At 38.1% G+C, this 15,008-nt stretch carries 18 protein-coding genes; 9 read left to right on the top strand and 9 right to left on the bottom strand.

Annotated elements, in window-relative coordinates; genetic code table 11:
• Positions 1–24: 24 nt before the first annotated feature.
• Positions 25–1,473, bottom strand: coding sequence for a coniferyl aldehyde dehydrogenase (locus F960_RS01215; RefSeq protein WP_020846788.1), 1,449 nt, complete (start codon positions 1,471–1,473; stop codon positions 25–27).
• A gap of 185 nt (positions 1,474–1,658) precedes the next feature.
• Here F960_RS01215 and F960_RS01210 point away from each other — a divergent pair, with 185 nt between their 5' ends.
• The 5 genes from F960_RS01210 (at position 1,659) to F960_RS01190 (ending at position 5,403) form a co-directional block, all read left to right on the top strand.
• Complete coding sequence (locus tag F960_RS01210) at positions 1,659–2,342, top strand: TetR/AcrR family transcriptional regulator (protein WP_004855138.1); 684 nt, start codon at positions 1,659–1,661, stop codon at positions 2,340–2,342.
• 97 nt (positions 2,343–2,439) lie between these two features.
• Complete coding sequence (gene purU / locus F960_RS01205) at positions 2,440–3,306, top strand: formyltetrahydrofolate deformylase (RefSeq protein WP_020846787.1); 867 nt, start codon at positions 2,440–2,442, stop codon at positions 3,304–3,306.
• Between the two features lie 243 nt (positions 3,307–3,549).
• The gene (locus tag F960_RS01200) at positions 3,550–4,350 is read left to right on the top strand and encodes an energy transducer TonB (protein ID WP_004855133.1); all 801 of its coding nucleotides are present in this window, start codon (positions 3,550–3,552) and stop codon (positions 4,348–4,350) included.
• 25 nt (positions 4,351–4,375) lie between these two features.
• The gene (locus tag F960_RS01195) at positions 4,376–4,999 is read left to right on the top strand and encodes a MotA/TolQ/ExbB proton channel family protein (RefSeq protein WP_004855130.1); all 624 of its coding nucleotides are present in this window, start codon (positions 4,376–4,378) and stop codon (positions 4,997–4,999) included.
• Positions 4,999–5,403: an ExbD/TolR family protein gene (locus F960_RS01190; RefSeq protein WP_004855128.1), complete on the top strand. Its 405-nt coding sequence runs from the start codon at positions 4,999–5,001 to the stop codon at positions 5,401–5,403. Before F960_RS01195 ends, F960_RS01190 begins: the two co-directional genes overlap by 1 nt.
• 45 nt (positions 5,404–5,448) lie before the next feature.
• On the opposite strand, the gene msrA is transcribed toward F960_RS01190, so the two are convergent.
• The 5 genes from msrA to F960_RS01165 all read right to left on the bottom strand — a co-directional run bounded on the left by msrA (position 5,449) and on the right by F960_RS01165 (position 9,164).
• A complete protein-coding gene (msrA, locus tag F960_RS01185) occupies positions 5,449–5,970 on the bottom strand; it encodes a peptide-methionine (S)-S-oxide reductase MsrA (protein ID WP_004855125.1) in 522 nt (173 codons plus the stop codon).
• A gap of 122 nt (positions 5,971–6,092) precedes the next feature.
• Positions 6,093–6,554, bottom strand: coding sequence for an META domain-containing protein (locus F960_RS01180; protein WP_004855123.1), 462 nt, complete (start codon positions 6,552–6,554; stop codon positions 6,093–6,095).
• 365 nt (positions 6,555–6,919) lie between these two features.
• Positions 6,920–7,363 carry an META domain-containing protein gene (locus F960_RS01175; protein WP_004855120.1) on the bottom strand — a complete coding sequence of 148 codons (444 nt, stop codon included), beginning with the start codon at positions 7,361–7,363 and terminating at the stop codon, positions 6,920–6,922.
• A 166-nt stretch (positions 7,364–7,529) separates the two neighbouring features.
• Positions 7,530–8,618 (bottom strand): Lnb N-terminal periplasmic domain-containing protein, encoded by a 1,089-nt coding sequence (locus F960_RS01170; protein ID WP_004855118.1) that lies wholly within the window; start codon positions 8,616–8,618, stop codon positions 7,530–7,532.
• Positions 8,619–8,651: 33 nt separating this feature from the next.
• Positions 8,652–9,164 carry a dihydrofolate reductase gene (locus F960_RS01165; protein WP_004855114.1) on the bottom strand — a complete coding sequence of 171 codons (513 nt, stop codon included), beginning with the start codon at positions 9,162–9,164 and terminating at the stop codon, positions 8,652–8,654.
• Positions 9,165–9,701: 537 nt separating this feature from the next.
• Between F960_RS01165 and F960_RS01160 the strand changes: the two genes are divergently transcribed.
• Positions 9,702–10,553 (top strand): thymidylate synthase, encoded by an 852-nt coding sequence (locus F960_RS01160; RefSeq protein WP_004855112.1) that lies wholly within the window; start codon positions 9,702–9,704, stop codon positions 10,551–10,553.
• Positions 10,554–10,748: 195 nt separating this feature from the next.
• On the opposite strand, the gene F960_RS01155 is transcribed toward F960_RS01160, so the two are convergent.
• A complete protein-coding gene (locus F960_RS01155) occupies positions 10,749–11,402 on the bottom strand; it encodes a LysE family translocator (protein ID WP_004855109.1) in 654 nt (217 codons plus the stop codon).
• A 161-nt stretch (positions 11,403–11,563) separates the two neighbouring features.
• Between F960_RS01155 and F960_RS01150 the strand changes: the two genes are divergently transcribed.
• Both F960_RS01150 and F960_RS01145 read left to right on the top strand, forming a co-directional pair.
• Positions 11,564–12,016 (top strand): Lrp/AsnC family transcriptional regulator, encoded by a 453-nt coding sequence (locus F960_RS01150; protein ID WP_004855106.1) that lies wholly within the window; start codon positions 11,564–11,566, stop codon positions 12,014–12,016.
• A 170-nt stretch (positions 12,017–12,186) separates the two neighbouring features.
• Positions 12,187–12,684 carry a peptidoglycan amidohydrolase family protein gene (locus F960_RS01145; protein WP_004855102.1) on the top strand — a complete coding sequence of 166 codons (498 nt, stop codon included), beginning with the start codon at positions 12,187–12,189 and terminating at the stop codon, positions 12,682–12,684.
• 318 nt (positions 12,685–13,002) lie between these two features.
• Here F960_RS01145 and F960_RS01140 read toward each other — a convergent pair whose 3' ends face one another.
• Positions 13,003–13,374: a hypothetical protein gene (locus F960_RS01140; RefSeq protein WP_004855101.1), complete on the bottom strand. Its 372-nt coding sequence runs from the start codon at positions 13,372–13,374 to the stop codon at positions 13,003–13,005.
• Between the two features lie 101 nt (positions 13,375–13,475).
• On the opposite strand from F960_RS01140, the gene F960_RS01135 reads away from it, so the two are divergent.
• Positions 13,476–14,546, top strand: a complete 1,071-nt coding sequence (locus tag F960_RS01135) for a hypothetical protein (protein ID WP_020846782.1) — start codon at positions 13,476–13,478, stop codon at positions 14,544–14,546.
• 61 nt (positions 14,547–14,607) lie between these two features.
• Here F960_RS01135 and F960_RS01130 read toward each other — a convergent pair whose 3' ends face one another.
• Positions 14,608–14,988 (bottom strand): hypothetical protein, encoded by a 381-nt coding sequence (locus F960_RS01130; protein ID WP_004855091.1) that lies wholly within the window; start codon positions 14,986–14,988, stop codon positions 14,608–14,610.
• Positions 14,989–15,008: the final 20 nt, after the last annotated feature.

Raw genomic sequence — 15,008 nt, 5'->3', positions numbered from 1 at the left:
TGTGATAGATCATGCCTTGATCAGTTAGCGGAGAAAGGTTTTCTCAATAAATTTGTGAATTGGCTTATTAAACGGCGGTAAGATGAATTTCAAGCTGAAAAACTTAGGAATAGACATCACTGAACGTTCATGAGAGAAACCAAAGAAACCTTCTGGGCCATGATATTTACCCATACCTGAAGCGCCAACCCCACCAAATGGGAGATCGTCTTGTGCGACATGGGTTAAAACAGCATTTTGACCAAAATGACCTGAATGAGTTCGCTCAGCAACATATTGTGCTCGAGCGTTATCAAAGTCGAAGTAGTATAACGCAAGTGGACGTGGTCGGTCATTAATAAACTCAATAACATCGTCTATTTGATCATATTCCATGATCGGTAAGACTGGACCAAAGATTTCATTCTTCATGATATCCATGGCTGATGTTACGCCCGTCAACAATGTTGGTGCAATTTTACGGACTAGACTCAATTCTTCATTTTGTGGATTGATTTCTATAAATTTCGCACCTTGATTACGTGCATCTTCTAGATAACCTTGTACGCGATTGTATTGTTTATCATTGATAATCGACGTGTAATCCTGATTATCTTTCAAAGATGGATACATGCTCGCAACAACATTTTTAAAGTTTTCTGCAAATTCTGCTGTTTTACCTTTAGGTAAGAACATATAGTCAGGCGCAACACAAGTTTGACCTGCATTCCAAAGTTTACCGAAAGCGATACGTTGTGCCACTTCTTTCATGTCGCTAGATGGATGCACGATCACTGGTGATTTCCCGCCTAACTCTAAAAGAACAGGAACAAGGTTTTCAGCCGCAGCGGACATAACGGTTTTACCGACATTGGTTGAGCCTGTAAAAATAATTTTATCAAAGGCTAAATGACTAAATGTATCGGAAATAGGACCGCCACCTGTTACCACAGCGACCAATTCTTGAGGAAATGCTTCAGAAAGAAGCTCTTCTAATACATGGCCAAAATGTTTTGATGCACTCGAAATCTTAATCATGGCATGGTTACCCGCCGCCAATGCACAAATCAGTGGACCTACAGATAATAGTAGAGGGTAGTTCCAAGGTGCGATGATTCCGATAACACCTAAAGGTTGATACTGTACCCAGCCTTTTGCAGGTTGGTGCAACATGCTGATGTGACGTTTAGATGGTTTCATCCAGTTGGTCAAATGCTTGCTATAATATTTAATCTGTTCAAAACAAGTCATTAATTCGCCGATTTTGGTTTCACCGATCGCACGATTGCCATAATCTAGATTGATTGCTTCTGCAATTTGATCTTGATATTTGACCAAAACATTTTTTAGACGTGCTAAACGATCAATACGTTCTTTTGCCGTTGGCATTTGATAACGTTGATATGCTAATTTTTGTTGAGCCAAAAGATCATGCAGATGTTGAATCTCAGGTGCATAAGGCGTCATTGGATTTGTTTTTGTTTGACTGTTCATGACAACTACCATTTACTATAGGGGTGAGTTAATATAATTTTTAGAGTAAATACTCTAATTAGTCAAGTGACTTTGTGTGACCGGCAACCTTGTTGCTATTCTATAAACGGTTTATGTTGTACAGTAACTTGGTTGAGATGTAGACTGGCTCAGCTTTTAAGTATGACTTAATTTGTGATTTTTAAATGCCAAATCCTAAAACTTTGAAAACGAAAGATCGTATATTGCAGAGCAGTCTGCAATTATTTAACGAACGTGGAGAGCGTTCAGTCACGACTAATCATATCGCAGCAGAACTCGGGATTAGTCCTGGCAATTTGTATTATCATTTTAGAAATAAACAAGAAATCATCAAAGAATTGATGGAACAATATCAAAAAGAAACTTTAGATATGCTGGCTTTGCCAGATGACCGTGAAGTCAATGCCAATGATAAGATTCATTATTTCCAAGTCCTGAGCAGTCAGTTATGGGAATATCGTTTCTTGCATCGTGATGTTTATCATCTTGTTGAAAATAATGATGATTTTAGAAGGATCTATCCAAGATTTGCAGGCAAGGTGATGCAGCAAGGGCAAAAAATTTATCAAGCCTTTGTTGATGCAGGACTGATGCAAATGACACCTTCAGAGATTGAAGCCTTGATTATCAATCTTTGGATCGTGCTGACCAACTGGACCAACTTTTTATATATGTCAGGTCATATCAGTGATTCCAATCATTTGGAAGAAAAATGGGTATGGCAAGCACTGCGTCAAATGGTCTTTTTGGAAGGGGCATACCTGCGTGGAGAAAGCCGCCAAACTTACGAAAGACTTTTGGAAAGTTTTGGACCTTCGGACCTATTTGCCAGTTTGTCTTCAAAATAGCAGAATTTATTTGTGCCAGATATTTTGAATGCGCCCAAAAAGGCGTTAGAATACTCGGCTGTTTTTTCAAATTAACTTATAAGTGATATAAATCAACATGAACATGATAACCGCCAATACGGCACGTTTACTGATTACTTGTGAAGACAAGCCAGGGATCGTGCAAGCTGTGTCTAGCTTTTTGTATCATCAAGGAGCAAACATTACTGCGCTTGATCAATATGCAACAGAAGCGACTGGCGGGCGTTATTTCATGCGTGTTGAGTTCGAACTAGAGCATTTACAAGATCGTCGTGAAACTTTATTGCAAACTTTTGAGTCTAATGTTGCCAACCGTTATGGCATGCAATGGCGTATGTCATTGGTCAGCGATATTAAAAAAGTAGGGATCTTGGTTTCAAAAGTCGATCATGCTTTGCTTGAACTTTTATGGCGTCATGCGCGTGGTGGTTTGCCATGTGAAATTACCAAAGTCGTTTCAAATCACGAAACATTGCGTGAAGCGGTTGAAAACTTTGGTATTCCTTTTGAAGTCGTACCTGTCAATAAAGAAAACAAACGTGAAGCTTATGCTGAAATTGATGAATTGATGCAAGGCAATGATTTGTTAGTCTTGGCACGTTATATGCAAATTTTGGATGAAGAATTTGTTGCAAAATGGGAAATGAAAATTATCAATATTCATCACTCATTCTTGCCTGCTTTCGTGGGTGCAAATCCATATAAACAAGCACATGAAAAAGGTGTGAAGTTGATTGGTGCAACTGCACACTATGTAACGGCTGATCTCGATCAAGGTCCGATCATTGAACAAGATGTTGAACGTGTAAGCCATGACTTTACCGTAGACCAACTTCGTGAGTTAGGTCAGGACGTAGAGCGTAATGTGTTGGCACGTGCTGTGAAATGGCACTTGGAAGATCGTATTATTGTTGATGGTAACAAAACAGTGGTATTCCAATAACAGTTTTATCGACTTTGTGTCGATAAAGTCTCGATTTGTGAGAAAAGAAGATGCAAAAAGCATCTTCTTTTTTTATTTTGGATAAGAAAAAACAATTAAAACAGCCAAAATAATTGTTGCAAATGAAAACACTTCTCATTTATTATTGCATTACGTTAATTGTACTAATCGATAAAAGTCATCTGTAAATTCTTTAAGTATAGTATTTACACTGATTTTTTAAGTTTCAGGCTTCTAGATTCAATGAGTCAATCTTCCATAACAATGCAAACTCCCAATCCGATGAAGAAAAAAGTCATCGCAGCTCTCGTTGCGGTTGTAATCGGTCATGGTGCTGTACTCTGGGCTGTGAGTCATATGCGTGTGCCTGAGCTACAAAAGATCGAAAAAAAACCAGTACAAGTGAAATTTTTAAAGATTAAAGAAGATGTTCCACCACCGCCGCCACCTCCAGCAGCACCGGTTAAACCAAAAGTAAAACCTGTTGAAAAACCGGTTAAACCGAAACCGCTTCCAAAGCCTGTTGAGAAGAAAATTGTTGCAACAAAAACTCAGAAAGTTGAACAAAAACAAGTTCAACAAGATGATACTTTGTTGAAACAAAAACTTGAACAGCAACGTTTAGATCAACTCAAGCGTGATCAGGATGCGCGTGATAAAGCTGCGCGAGAACAGGCTGCGAAAGACCAGGCGGCACGAGAACAAGCTGCAAAAGATCAGGCGAAACGTGAACAAGATGAGCGTGATCGTCAGGCGAAACTGAATCAGCCTCGTAAAGCAACTCCGGGTGATATTGAATGGGCGAAAAGACCATTCCTTAGATTTACCAATACTGATCTAGGTAATCAGGCGAGAGTTGTGGTGGTACGTATCAATGCAACAGCAGATGGAAGAATCACAGATGTAAAAGTCGTACAATCATCAGGTATACCAAGCTTAGATGAACGGGCGGTAAAAGCAATTCGCGGTGCAAAATTTAGACCGACGAAAGATGGACGTGCGATTTACGGTGAACTTCCTTACGAAATGAATTTAAAGAAATAATGGCAATCTTATCAGGAGTTCGAAAATGAACTTTTCAGTCTATTGGCAGCATGCAGACGCAGTAAGTAAGACACTGTATTTCGTGCTATTGGCAATGTCGATCGCGACTTGGACGATTTTCATTTTGCGTTTGTTGGGCACTAAACAGCTCAAACAAGTGGCAAAAAACAAGTTGACCGAAGCATTGAACAAACTCAAATCCAAAATGGCTGTTTTAGGTTTTGAGCAACGTAAAGCCGTAGCTGAACAAGCACTGATTCGTCAAATCAATGTTGAAAAAGCTTCATCTGAAAAAGGTGTAGCTGTACTTGGTACTTTAGCTTCTATCGCACCATTCGTTGGTTTATTTGGTACAGTTTGGGGGATCTTCCATGCCCTAGTCGCTGTAGGTAAAAGCGGTCAAGCAGGTCTTGCTCAAGTTGCGACACCAGTCGGTGAAGCGTTGATCATGACAGGTTTAGGTTTGGCAGTTGCGATTCCTGCGGTACTTGCTTATAACATTTGTGTTCGTTTTAACCGTACATTGGCAAATGAACTTCAAGATCAAGCACATGGTTTGTTGATTGATACGATGTTGCAACAAGATTCATCTGAAAAAAAGTCTGAAAATGTTGCAACTGAACAACGTTATGCTGGAGGTCAAGCTTAATGGCTTTTCAATTGGGTGAAGATAACGATTCAGGCATGAATGAGATGAACCTCATTCCGCTAATCGATATTATGTTGGTATTGATGATCATCTTTTTGGTGACTGCAACCGTTGCTAACCCATCAATACCATTAACCTTACCAAAAACGACTGCTGAAGTGGTAACACCTCCGCCAGAAGCGATTTCGATTAGCATCAATGCGCAAGGTGAAATTGCTTGGAATAATCAAATCATCACTTTGACTGAACTGCAAAAACGTTTCGATGAAGAAGGGCAGAAGGCGACAAAACCTGCTGTACAACTTCGTGCTGATAAAGATTCACGTTATGACACTGTTGCGCAAGTCATGTCACGTGCGAGTGAAGCTGGGTTGACTGACTTAGCCTTTATGAGTGACAACTAAGCTTGATGCACTAAAGAAAAATCCCTCAATGTTGAGGGATTTTTTTTAACCTTTGAGCAAGTCCTGAAAATGGCTTCTCAGTTTGCTCAGTTTTGGTGGGATGGCAAAGTTGCAATAGCCTTGGGCTGGATTTTTGGCAAAGAAATTTTGATGATATTCTTCAGCAGGATAAAACGTTGGCGCAGCGCTGAGCTCCGTTACGATGTTCAATCCTTCTGCTTTTAAATTTTCAATATATTGTTCCGCTTGGGTTTTTTGTGATTCATCCAAATAATAAATCACTGAACGATATTGCGTGCCAACATCATTGCCCTGACGGTTGAGTGTGGTTGGATCGTGCGTCGTAAAAAATACATCCAATAATTGTTTGAAGCTGATCTGTTGTTCATCAAAATCAATGAGCACGACTTCTGCATGAAATGTATCACCATTGCAAATATCTTCATAGCTTGGATGACTGGTACGTCCGCCAGCATACCCACTTACGACTTTTTCAACGCCCTTAAGTTGTAGGAATACGGCTTCAACACACCAGAAGCAGCCCCCACCAAATAACGCTTGTTGCATAGATTTTAACCTTATCTATTTGATTTTATATCATAAAAAACATATGTGACTAATTGATGTCATGCCAATATCCTGACCTTAAAAAAGCCTGTATAAAACAGGCTTTTGGTAACATTTTATTTTTATCGTGGTTGGACTGTTGATTCAAATCGTAACAAGGTTGTGCCTTGAGCATCAAGCAGGGTGAGGTGATGTCCAGAGGCTTTATAACGACTCACTTTTGATAATGCTTGTTTGTAGTTGGCTGAAAGTTGCTGATTTTCTTGGCACATCATTTGAGTACCTGCTACTGCGCTAAATAATAAGCTTTGTTCAGTTGCTTTATAGGTTCCCATAATGCGATTACAGCCATCAGAACCACTAAAACGATTAGTACTTTGATCAAAGCTCAGGCTAGGTTTGTTGTCGGTTGCTTTTAATTGTGTTCTGGTAGACCCAAGATGCGTAAGCACCCATGTTCTTTTTTGTAGAAGTTCGCTTCCATGTTCTCGTGAAATAGGATAGTGAGTTGAAGGCTCATTGCTTGCGCAGCCTACAAAAGAAATTGCTGAAGCCATAAGTGTAACAACGACAAATTTGTTCACTCTAAACTCCTTTATATTGTTAGAAAGTGGAATAATATTTGATCAATAATATGCTTATTTAAATATACTATTTATGTAATAAGTATTTGAATAAAAAAGTTATTATCTAATATAAAAGTATGCGATTTGACTATGAAATAGATATTATTGTGATAGATTGCTCATTTTGTGGGCTGAAAAACCAAATAGAAGTCACATTCTTCATTTACACAATTCATAAACTATTTATAAAGTGAATATTCACGGGAATTTTTTTATTTTCTTTAGGGGTGTTCATTATGTATAAATGAAACTGAATTCGGTGTTTGATCACTACCGAACTCAGAATGAATAGCAGCTGTGCATCTATAAATAGAGGGCTAGGCTTACTTTAAGGCATAGCGCAGTACAACATTGCCATTTCGATCAAGCAATTTGAGGGTTCTGTTATAACTTTGATAGCCTGCAACTTGAGACAAAGCATGGTTGTATTTTTCAGCAAGTTCAGTCGTGTTTTCACACATCATTTTAGTTGAAGCGATTTGCCCTAGATCTAACTGATACCCTTTAACCGTATAGCTTCCAAGTAAACGGTTACAGCCATCGGCACCAGTAAAACGTAAAGTTGCAGCATCAAATTGAATACTTGGAACATTGTGCGCACTTGGATCGGTTTTGTATTCAACAGCGCCGATATGCGTCAAAATCCATATTTTATTTTGCATCAAAGCAAGGCTTTTTTCTTGCTGAATTTGCGTTGGTACAGTTTCACATGCAGTCAATGCAAGTGCAGTAGAAATCAGTCCTGCAACAAAAAGTTGTTTTAACATCATCATCTCTATTTCAAGTTATTTTATCTATTTACTATACCGAAAATGTCTAGAAAATCACTAGCTTTGCCCAATATTTCCATCAACAATAGTTTGATGTTTATCAATTTGCTGATGCTTTGCAGCAATTGGGCAAAAGCTATGTTCTGTCTAGCTTAAGCGCTGTCTATTTCTGAGTAATGACATCTGGCAGTGCAGGGGCAGGTAGACCCAGACGGATCACTTTGGAAAAATTTAAACTATCTTGATATTTGAAATGATCAAAACGATGTGCACGAGGATTGATATGGGCTTTTTCATACCAAGTTTTCATATCCCATTTGTGATCCAAAGCGCCTAAATCGTAAAGATAATTGGGTAAATATCCAGAAGCCAATAAACGATAATCTTTCGGTAAATGATGTGGATCGACCGCTTGAACCATGTCAAAAACCAAAGTGGTACAGTTACTACTCAAGGTGTTATACCATTTTGGATGCTGGTGTAATTGGTCTGATTTATCAAGATATTCTAAAAACAGTGCTTGAGCTTCATTTTTGCCCATTTTCACTGGGAAGAAATAAACTTGTTCACCACGGGCATTACTGCGTGTATAGACAATATCTTTTTCGTCAGCTGCAATTAAACTCAACTCAAATTGACGGAAAAATCCACCAATTGCTGAAAAGCTTTCATTTTTCTCTTTACGAATCTCTATAGAGAACACCAGTGGTTTTTGATCAGAAAAACTAAAACTCACCAGAGTATGCGCGATTTGCGGTCCCATCCAGTAGGAGGTAATGATACTTACGCCCGTGATGTTTTGGATATTGAACGTACGACGGTCCCAATGCACGTCATATTGATCTTCCATTTTCCAGTTAAAATCACGAATATCATTGATCGTAACCAAATCACCGTGTTTTTCATAAGTGAAAATACGGGCAACATCTGGACTCCAATCCCGATCTTGTTTTGCTGGAATATTAAAATACCAAAGTAATGTCGCTGCAAAGCCAAGTACATAAATCAGGACAAGTTTTGGTCGAGATATTTTACGACTTTGCGCTTTGTTTTTTGCAAAATAAGTCACTAAAATGCCGATGGCAAAAATTGCCCAAACCAGCATAATGATAATCGAGAACGTGCTATTGAATGGTTTTTGAATCCAAATGGCGAGCACAAACCAAAGGCTGGAAAGGACGAGAAAAAGGCTAAATATCAGATGAAAGCTGACTCGTCCAAATCGTGCAAGAAAAGAAGATGAATTGTTCATATCATGGCAGTTTATTTGAATATTTATAAACCACTATTTTTGATAAGTTACAAATGCAAAAGCAATCCCACTTTTGTCATCAATATGTTGCTCAGTCGATATTTTTTTGAATTCACTTGGAATCTCTGGATAATGCGCATCACCTTGCACATCCAATTCAACATGCGTCAATTCTAAGCGATCGGCAATATTTATGGTTTGTTTGAAAATTTCACCGCCACCAATGATAAAAATACTATTTGGTTTTTCTGAGTTTTGAACATCTGCTAAGGCTTGATCTAGGGCACTTTCAATGCTGTTCGCAGTTTTTACACCATCAAATGACCATGATGAATCACGAGTAATGACCCAATTGACACGATTTGGTAAGGCACGTCCCATAGATTCTAAGGTTTTACGTCCCATAACCACGACACCACCTTGGGTGATTGCTTTAAAGTGTTTTAAGTCTGCAGAAATATGCCACGGCAAAGCATTGCCCTGTCCAATACAATTGTTTTGATCCATGGCAACAACATGCACGACTTCAAGATTTTTATATGACATTTTTCAATCTACATTATTTAATGGGATAAAAATTAAATGGGATATGAGTCCTTTATAGAGAAAGGAACTCAAAATTGAAATTCAACCCCGAATGCTTTGAGCGCAGTATGAGGTTTAAATTTCAAGTTTTAGCCTAGGGCTAATGGTACATTATTATCAGTGCACAAAAATAGATTTAGTTTTTATAACAAAGTGTAGGGTGGGTAAAGTTTAAGAGCATTTTAAAATACTTTATCGGCAAGGCAATTTAGTTCGGAAATGTCGGCAGATTCTAACCATTTTAGTATCTTATAGGTTAATGCTGTTCAGAAAAATTTAACGTGATTTAAATTGTTTAAATCTATGCAGCGATCAATAGATTTGTGCAACAAAGCACTTCAACTCTATAATACGGCATGAACTGATCAGCGAACATTGGGTGGGGGTAACTCACTTAAATAGAGAGCTGATGAGCAATATTAGCTCAAATCAGATCAGGTGAATGTACCCAAAGACATGACTCTGTCTAATCTGAGTTAGGACAATTAAGGTGGTTGAATGAAGCAATATCTAGATTTGTGTCAACGCATAGTTGATGAAGGCGTATGGGTTGAAAATGAACGAACTGGAAAGCGTTGTTTAACCGTCATTAATGCTGACTTAGAGTATAACGTCGCAGCAAATGAATTCCCTTTAGTGACCACGCGTAAAAGTTATTGGAAAGCTGCAATCGCTGAGCTTTTAGGCTACTTACGTGGTTATGATAATGCAGCTCAATTTCGTGCTATTGGTTGCAATACTTGGAATGCCAATGCTAATGAAAATGCAGCATGGTTAGCCAATCCATATCGTAAAGGCGAAGATGATATGGGGCGTGTCTATGGTGTGCAAGGTCGCCAATGGCGCAACTCTGTGGGTGAAGAGTTTGACCAACTTCGTAAAATTTATGATGATTTACGAAATGGTATAGATGACCGTGGTGAAATCCTGACTTTTTATAATCCGGGTGAGTTTCATATGGGCTGTCTACGCCCTTGTATGCATACCCACACTTTTTCTTTGGTTGGAGATACGCTTTATCTGACCTCATCTCAACGCTCTTGTGATGTGCCATTGGGGCAGAACTTCAATCAGATTCAAGTCTTCACTTTATTGGCTTTAATGGCTCAAATCACAGGACATAAGGCAGGAAAGGCTTATCATAAAATCGTGAATGCGCATATTTATGAAGATCAATTAGCCTTGATGCGTGATGTACAGTTAAAACGTGAGCCATTTCCAGCACCTAAACTTCGTATCAATCCTAAGATTAAGACCTTAGAAGATATTGAAACGTGGGTCACTTTGGATGATTTTGAAGTGGAAGGCTATCAATATCATGAAGCGATAGCTTATCCATTTTCAGTATAGATCGTAAGATTTCACTAGAGTGATTTAACGCTTAAATCAAAAAGATGTTTTAAAGCAGCAAAATGACCTAGATCATTTTGCTGCTTTTTTATTTTCAAATATCTAGACGTATATCTATCTGCAATCTAGTCATGAATAGCAGATAGATATTTGGATTTTTATATTTTAGTTTGAGTATCTGGTGATACGGGGACATTAGATCACTTTGATCCATTGGTCTTGGACGATCATCAGTTGTTCTGAAATCAAGATAAGCGAAATCGCGATCACCAATCCACCAGAAATTCTGCTTACCCACATCGCTGCTTGAGGACGCGATTGAAGCAATGCTTTAGAAGCAAAACCAACAATAAAATAGATAATTGAACAATTAATCATGTGAATTGTGCCAAGGGTAAAAATTTGGGTATTGACTGATGTGGCTGCATTGGTAGAAATAAACTGTGGCAACATCATAAAAAATAATAAAAATACTTTTGGATTCAATCCACTAATACAAAGTCCTTTGATCAGCCAATCTTTATGCGTATAGGAGTCTTGAGCATTTGATGAGTCATTTTCTTGATCAGATGAGATCGTGGCAGGATTTTTTAAAATTTTAATCCCGATCCAAAGCAAATAAACCGCCCCAATCGTCGAAATCAACAGAAGTAGTTGGGGATTTTTATGAATGATCACACCAAGTCCTGTTGCAACCACCAAAAGTGCCGCAATATGACCTAAGAGCAGTCCTGAAACAGCCGAAACGACTGCATTTTTTAGTCCTGAGGAAATAGCATAGGCCCAATCAGCACCGGGTGTCATGACAAAGAGCATTGATACGAACCAAAAGGCGATGATGTTATCCATGGCGGTGACTCAAAAAAGTTTAGAAAGAAATAATGAATATCGAGTCAGAGTTAGAAAGATTTACTCAAATATGACTCAATAAGGAAAGAATATGCTTTAATTATTGAAAAGTGCTTTTAATTATTTGCTGAAAATTTAACTCAATTGGAAAATATTTCTAAATGGATAACATTGATAAGAAAATTCTTGCTGAACTGCAAAATGATGGGCGACTTTCAGTAACAGATTTGGCTGAAAAAATTGGTTTAAGCGTTTCGCCTTGCCATCGTCGCGTCAAAGCGCTAGAAGAAAGTGGCGTGATTAAAGGTTATCGTGCAGAGTTAGAGCCAACATTGATTGGGCTTAACTTTTCAACCATTGTTTTTGTGACTTTAAAAGAAGCCAATAAAACCACGATTTCAGGTTTTGAAGATGCCATTGTGGATATTGCAGAAGTGGTGCAGGCACAGCGTTTATTTGGGGATCCTGATTATCTTTTATATGTGGTGTCGCAAGATTTGGAGGCTTTTCAAAAATTGTATGACCAAAAACTCTCCGCAATTCCGGGTGTGCAACGTCTGACTTCGACATTGGTCATGAAAAATGTGGTACTTGATCGATTATTTCCACTTTGAAAATAATAAAAATTAACCACTTAGAATTATTCTCATTTACATTCACAAATTTATTTACATTTTTAAGGTGAAATCTTGATGTTATAGTATTACACTTGCAAACTTCATAAAAATGATGTCGGCTGATTGGCCAAATTGACATCAAATTTGATGAGTTTGAGGTTTGTTGAATGATATATGATCAACCTGTTGATAGCAGCAGTTATTATGCCCCCGCGCAAACTAATGTTGTTATTCGCTCGCAAGGTCGCAATATAACTACGGATAAAGCTGTTAAACGGAATTTTACATCAGATAGCGCACAACGCTTTGATATTTCTAAGTTTTCACAAAAGCTTTCCAACGTAACTGCACGTCGTAGTTCGGAAAAATGCGCCAAAAGTATACGTGTTGCTCTGCAATCTGCAGGTGCGAAAATTCAAAGCCATCCTGTTGCAGCAGCCGATTGGGGCAGTACTTTGACCAAGCTTGGTTATAAGAAAATTAACCCTGCTTTTGACAATCCGCAACGTGGCGATATATACATTATTGACCGAACTGGTTCTCATGTGTATGGACACATTGCTGGTTATAGTGGGTCTGGTTGGGTATCTGATTTTAAACAAAATGGCTATGCCGTTTATAAAAACGAAAATGTGAAATATTCATATTATCGTATCAATGATTAATGTTGATTGATTGAATAGACCTCTTTCATAAATTAAAAAATAATCAGTTATTTGGTTGGAAAGTATCATACGGTCACATTTGCCGTGAGTCATTTAATTTACTTTGTGTAGACAATCTTTCTTACTTTGTTTTCGGACAAAGTAAGCAAAACCATTTGTCGAACAAATGGGCATACATCCCTGTAGCCCTTGTCCGACGGACGGCATCCTGCCTTAATTACAAATTTTATTACGTTTTGAAGCAGAATGATTAGAGTATAAATTTGAGCAAAAATGACTTATGCAAGAACTCTAATCTATTAAAAGCGTTTTGATCCGTTATTGAAAACGCTTTGCTCTATTTTGATAAATCGACACGATAAACAAGCCAAGTAACATAAAACCAAAGGCTTGTATTGCCCAATAGACTTTATTTTCATTGTTCCAGATTGAAAATAAGCTGATTAAAGCAAAAATCGGAAAAACATAATTTAAAATTTTGATGCCTTGTTTATAAGGATTGTCCGTAGAAAGCTTGTCTTGATAGATATAAATCAAATGTGTAATGAAACCTATCGCTAGACTAATCACAACAAAAACTGGCTCAAGTTTGGCAGTGAGCGAACTGATATAAATCACCGCACAAGTAATGAGACAAAGCAGCAGTTTGATTTGTCGAGTACAGTGTTCTGAATACCAAAATTTAAGCATAATTCGTTGAGTAGTTTGAGTTTGATCTATTTTATGCTAAAAAATACACTCATAAAATAACACAGTCAAAAATGATGCGCTTAACAAGAAAATTTCTGCAAATGCTTTGGGTCATACCTGTTTTAGCTAGCCCTTTGCTTCATGCAAACTCAGCAGACAATGTAGACGCTGATTTGAAACCGCTGATTGCTGAAGCGAAAAAATTTTGGCAAAAAGAGTCAGCCCAACAGATCAAGATTGATAGCAAAGCCTGCTATGACATTAAAACCAAAATGATGAAAGAGGATTATGCGGTGCTAAATGCGCATTATCCAAATCCCCAAGCGCAAAATACAGCTTATCAATTGTTATTGCTGAAAGAGCAACTGCAACCTCAATGTATTTCGAAATACGATCAACGCCAAGATTTGAGTGCGACTGAAAAAATCGAATTGGAAATGCAGGATCGTGAAAAATTACCGCAAAAAGTTAAAGATCAACAAGATCGTGAATATAGCCAAGCTTTGGCTGAACGAGAAAACTTACAGCTCAATCAGGTCGATGCATGGGCATATAGTCAAGATCGTTTGCAAGCATTGCTCAGTTGTCAAAATCCAGCCAAACAACAAGTTTATGAGCTATTTTTAGAAACAAGTTTGGAGTCTTCTGGCGAAGAAAAAGGACTATATACAGACCAAGAAGATCCTATGATGGATTCTGCTTTGAGTAAAAGCTTAAAGTTGAAGAAAGCGCTAAATGTTTATGGTGTGAATGCAACATTTATTTATCGACCATACTACAGTCAATTTTGGGCAGTTCGACTTCCTGCAAATACCAATATAGAGGATTTTGCTAAAAAGTATGGCTTGAGCAAAGTTATAGATGAAAATATGCGGAGCAAAGCACAAGCTGTGAGTGAGGGAGTCGGGATGAAGCCTGCCACGCAGAGAGATTATGCGTATTATGCAAAAAAAGTTGATCAAGGTTTTGGGGAAATTCAGCTTAGACAGATCAAATCTGACAATCCATTTTATCAATCAAGTGTAAAAAACTTGGATAAGCAATGGTTTATCGGATGCAATTTAACTCAGCCTCTAGCGAATAACTTTGTCAATGCTGAGCAAAATAAAACGATCAGCAAGCAATTGCAAAAGGCAGTTTCTGATGTTGATCAGTGGATTCAATCAAAATAGATCATTTGGCGTTTAGCTGCTGCTCACACAGCATTTAAACGCCCTAGAACAGTTTTGCTGACTATTTTGCAGTTTGAGTGTTTTTGTTGCCAAGTTTTGCAATTGGCGAAAGGATAAATGCGGCTAAAGCCATGAAGCAAATCCCTTGTACCCCTTGCATTAACAGCTCTTGTTGCGCCTTCATAAAGATCAGGGCTAGGAGTAGGGCAATCGGAATCCATGTAAATAAACGGTACAGCAAGCCTGTTGGTTTATGTGCAGCAAAGTTGATTTTGCAGTAGCGACAAATCAAGAAAATGACCCCAGTACCCAAAAACATCAAGATCGCATCAGGGCTTAACGGTTTCATACGATACAAGGCATAAGCAACGATCGCCGTGATGATTAAAATAAAAATACGACGTGAACGCGTTGTTTTAGGATCAAACCAAAATTCGAACATAATTTTTAAAACTGGTAAAT

The organism is Acinetobacter gerneri DSM 14967 = CIP 107464 = MTCC 9824, from assembly GCF_000368565.1.
GTDB classification, from domain to species: Bacteria; Pseudomonadota; Gammaproteobacteria; order Pseudomonadales; family Moraxellaceae; genus Acinetobacter; species Acinetobacter gerneri.
This window is presented reverse-complemented; position numbering and strand designations above follow the sequence as displayed.

Excerpts from the sequence above, each read along its gene's own strand:
- F960_RS01215 (WP_020846788.1), bottom strand. The coding sequence starts at position 1,473 with ATGAACAGTCAAACAAAAACAAATCCAATGACGCCTTATGCACCTGAG.
- F960_RS01210 (WP_004855138.1), top strand. The coding sequence starts at position 1,659 with ATGCCAAATCCTAAAACTTTGAAAACGAAAGATCGTATATTGCAGAGC.
- purU (WP_020846787.1), top strand. The coding sequence starts at position 2,440 with ATGAACATGATAACCGCCAATACGGCACGTTTACTGATTACTTGTGAA.
- F960_RS01200 (WP_004855133.1), top strand. The coding sequence starts at position 3,550 with ATGAGTCAATCTTCCATAACAATGCAAACTCCCAATCCGATGAAGAAA.
- F960_RS01195 (WP_004855130.1), top strand. The coding sequence starts at position 4,376 with ATGAACTTTTCAGTCTATTGGCAGCATGCAGACGCAGTAAGTAAGACA.
- F960_RS01190 (WP_004855128.1), top strand. The coding sequence starts at position 4,999 with ATGGCTTTTCAATTGGGTGAAGATAACGATTCAGGCATGAATGAGATG.
- msrA (WP_004855125.1), bottom strand. The coding sequence starts at position 5,970 with ATGCAACAAGCGTTATTTGGTGGGGGCTGCTTCTGGTGTGTTGAAGCC.
- F960_RS01175 (WP_004855120.1), bottom strand. The coding sequence starts at position 7,363 with ATGTTAAAACAACTTTTTGTTGCAGGACTGATTTCTACTGCACTTGCA.
- F960_RS01170 (WP_004855118.1), bottom strand. The coding sequence starts at position 8,618 with ATGAACAATTCATCTTCTTTTCTTGCACGATTTGGACGAGTCAGCTTT.
- F960_RS01165 (WP_004855114.1), bottom strand. The coding sequence starts at position 9,164 with ATGTCATATAAAAATCTTGAAGTCGTGCATGTTGTTGCCATGGATCAA.
- F960_RS01160 (WP_004855112.1), top strand. The coding sequence starts at position 9,702 with ATGAAGCAATATCTAGATTTGTGTCAACGCATAGTTGATGAAGGCGTA.
- F960_RS01155 (WP_004855109.1), bottom strand. The coding sequence starts at position 11,402 with ATGGATAACATCATCGCCTTTTGGTTCGTATCAATGCTCTTTGTCATG.
- F960_RS01150 (WP_004855106.1), top strand. The coding sequence starts at position 11,564 with ATGGATAACATTGATAAGAAAATTCTTGCTGAACTGCAAAATGATGGG.
- F960_RS01145 (WP_004855102.1), top strand. The coding sequence starts at position 12,187 with ATGATATATGATCAACCTGTTGATAGCAGCAGTTATTATGCCCCCGCG.
- F960_RS01140 (WP_004855101.1), bottom strand. The coding sequence starts at position 13,374 with ATGCTTAAATTTTGGTATTCAGAACACTGTACTCGACAAATCAAACTG.
- F960_RS01135 (WP_020846782.1), top strand. The coding sequence starts at position 13,476 with ATGCTTTGGGTCATACCTGTTTTAGCTAGCCCTTTGCTTCATGCAAAC.
- F960_RS01130 (WP_004855091.1), bottom strand. The coding sequence starts at position 14,988 with ATGTTCGAATTTTGGTTTGATCCTAAAACAACGCGTTCACGTCGTATT.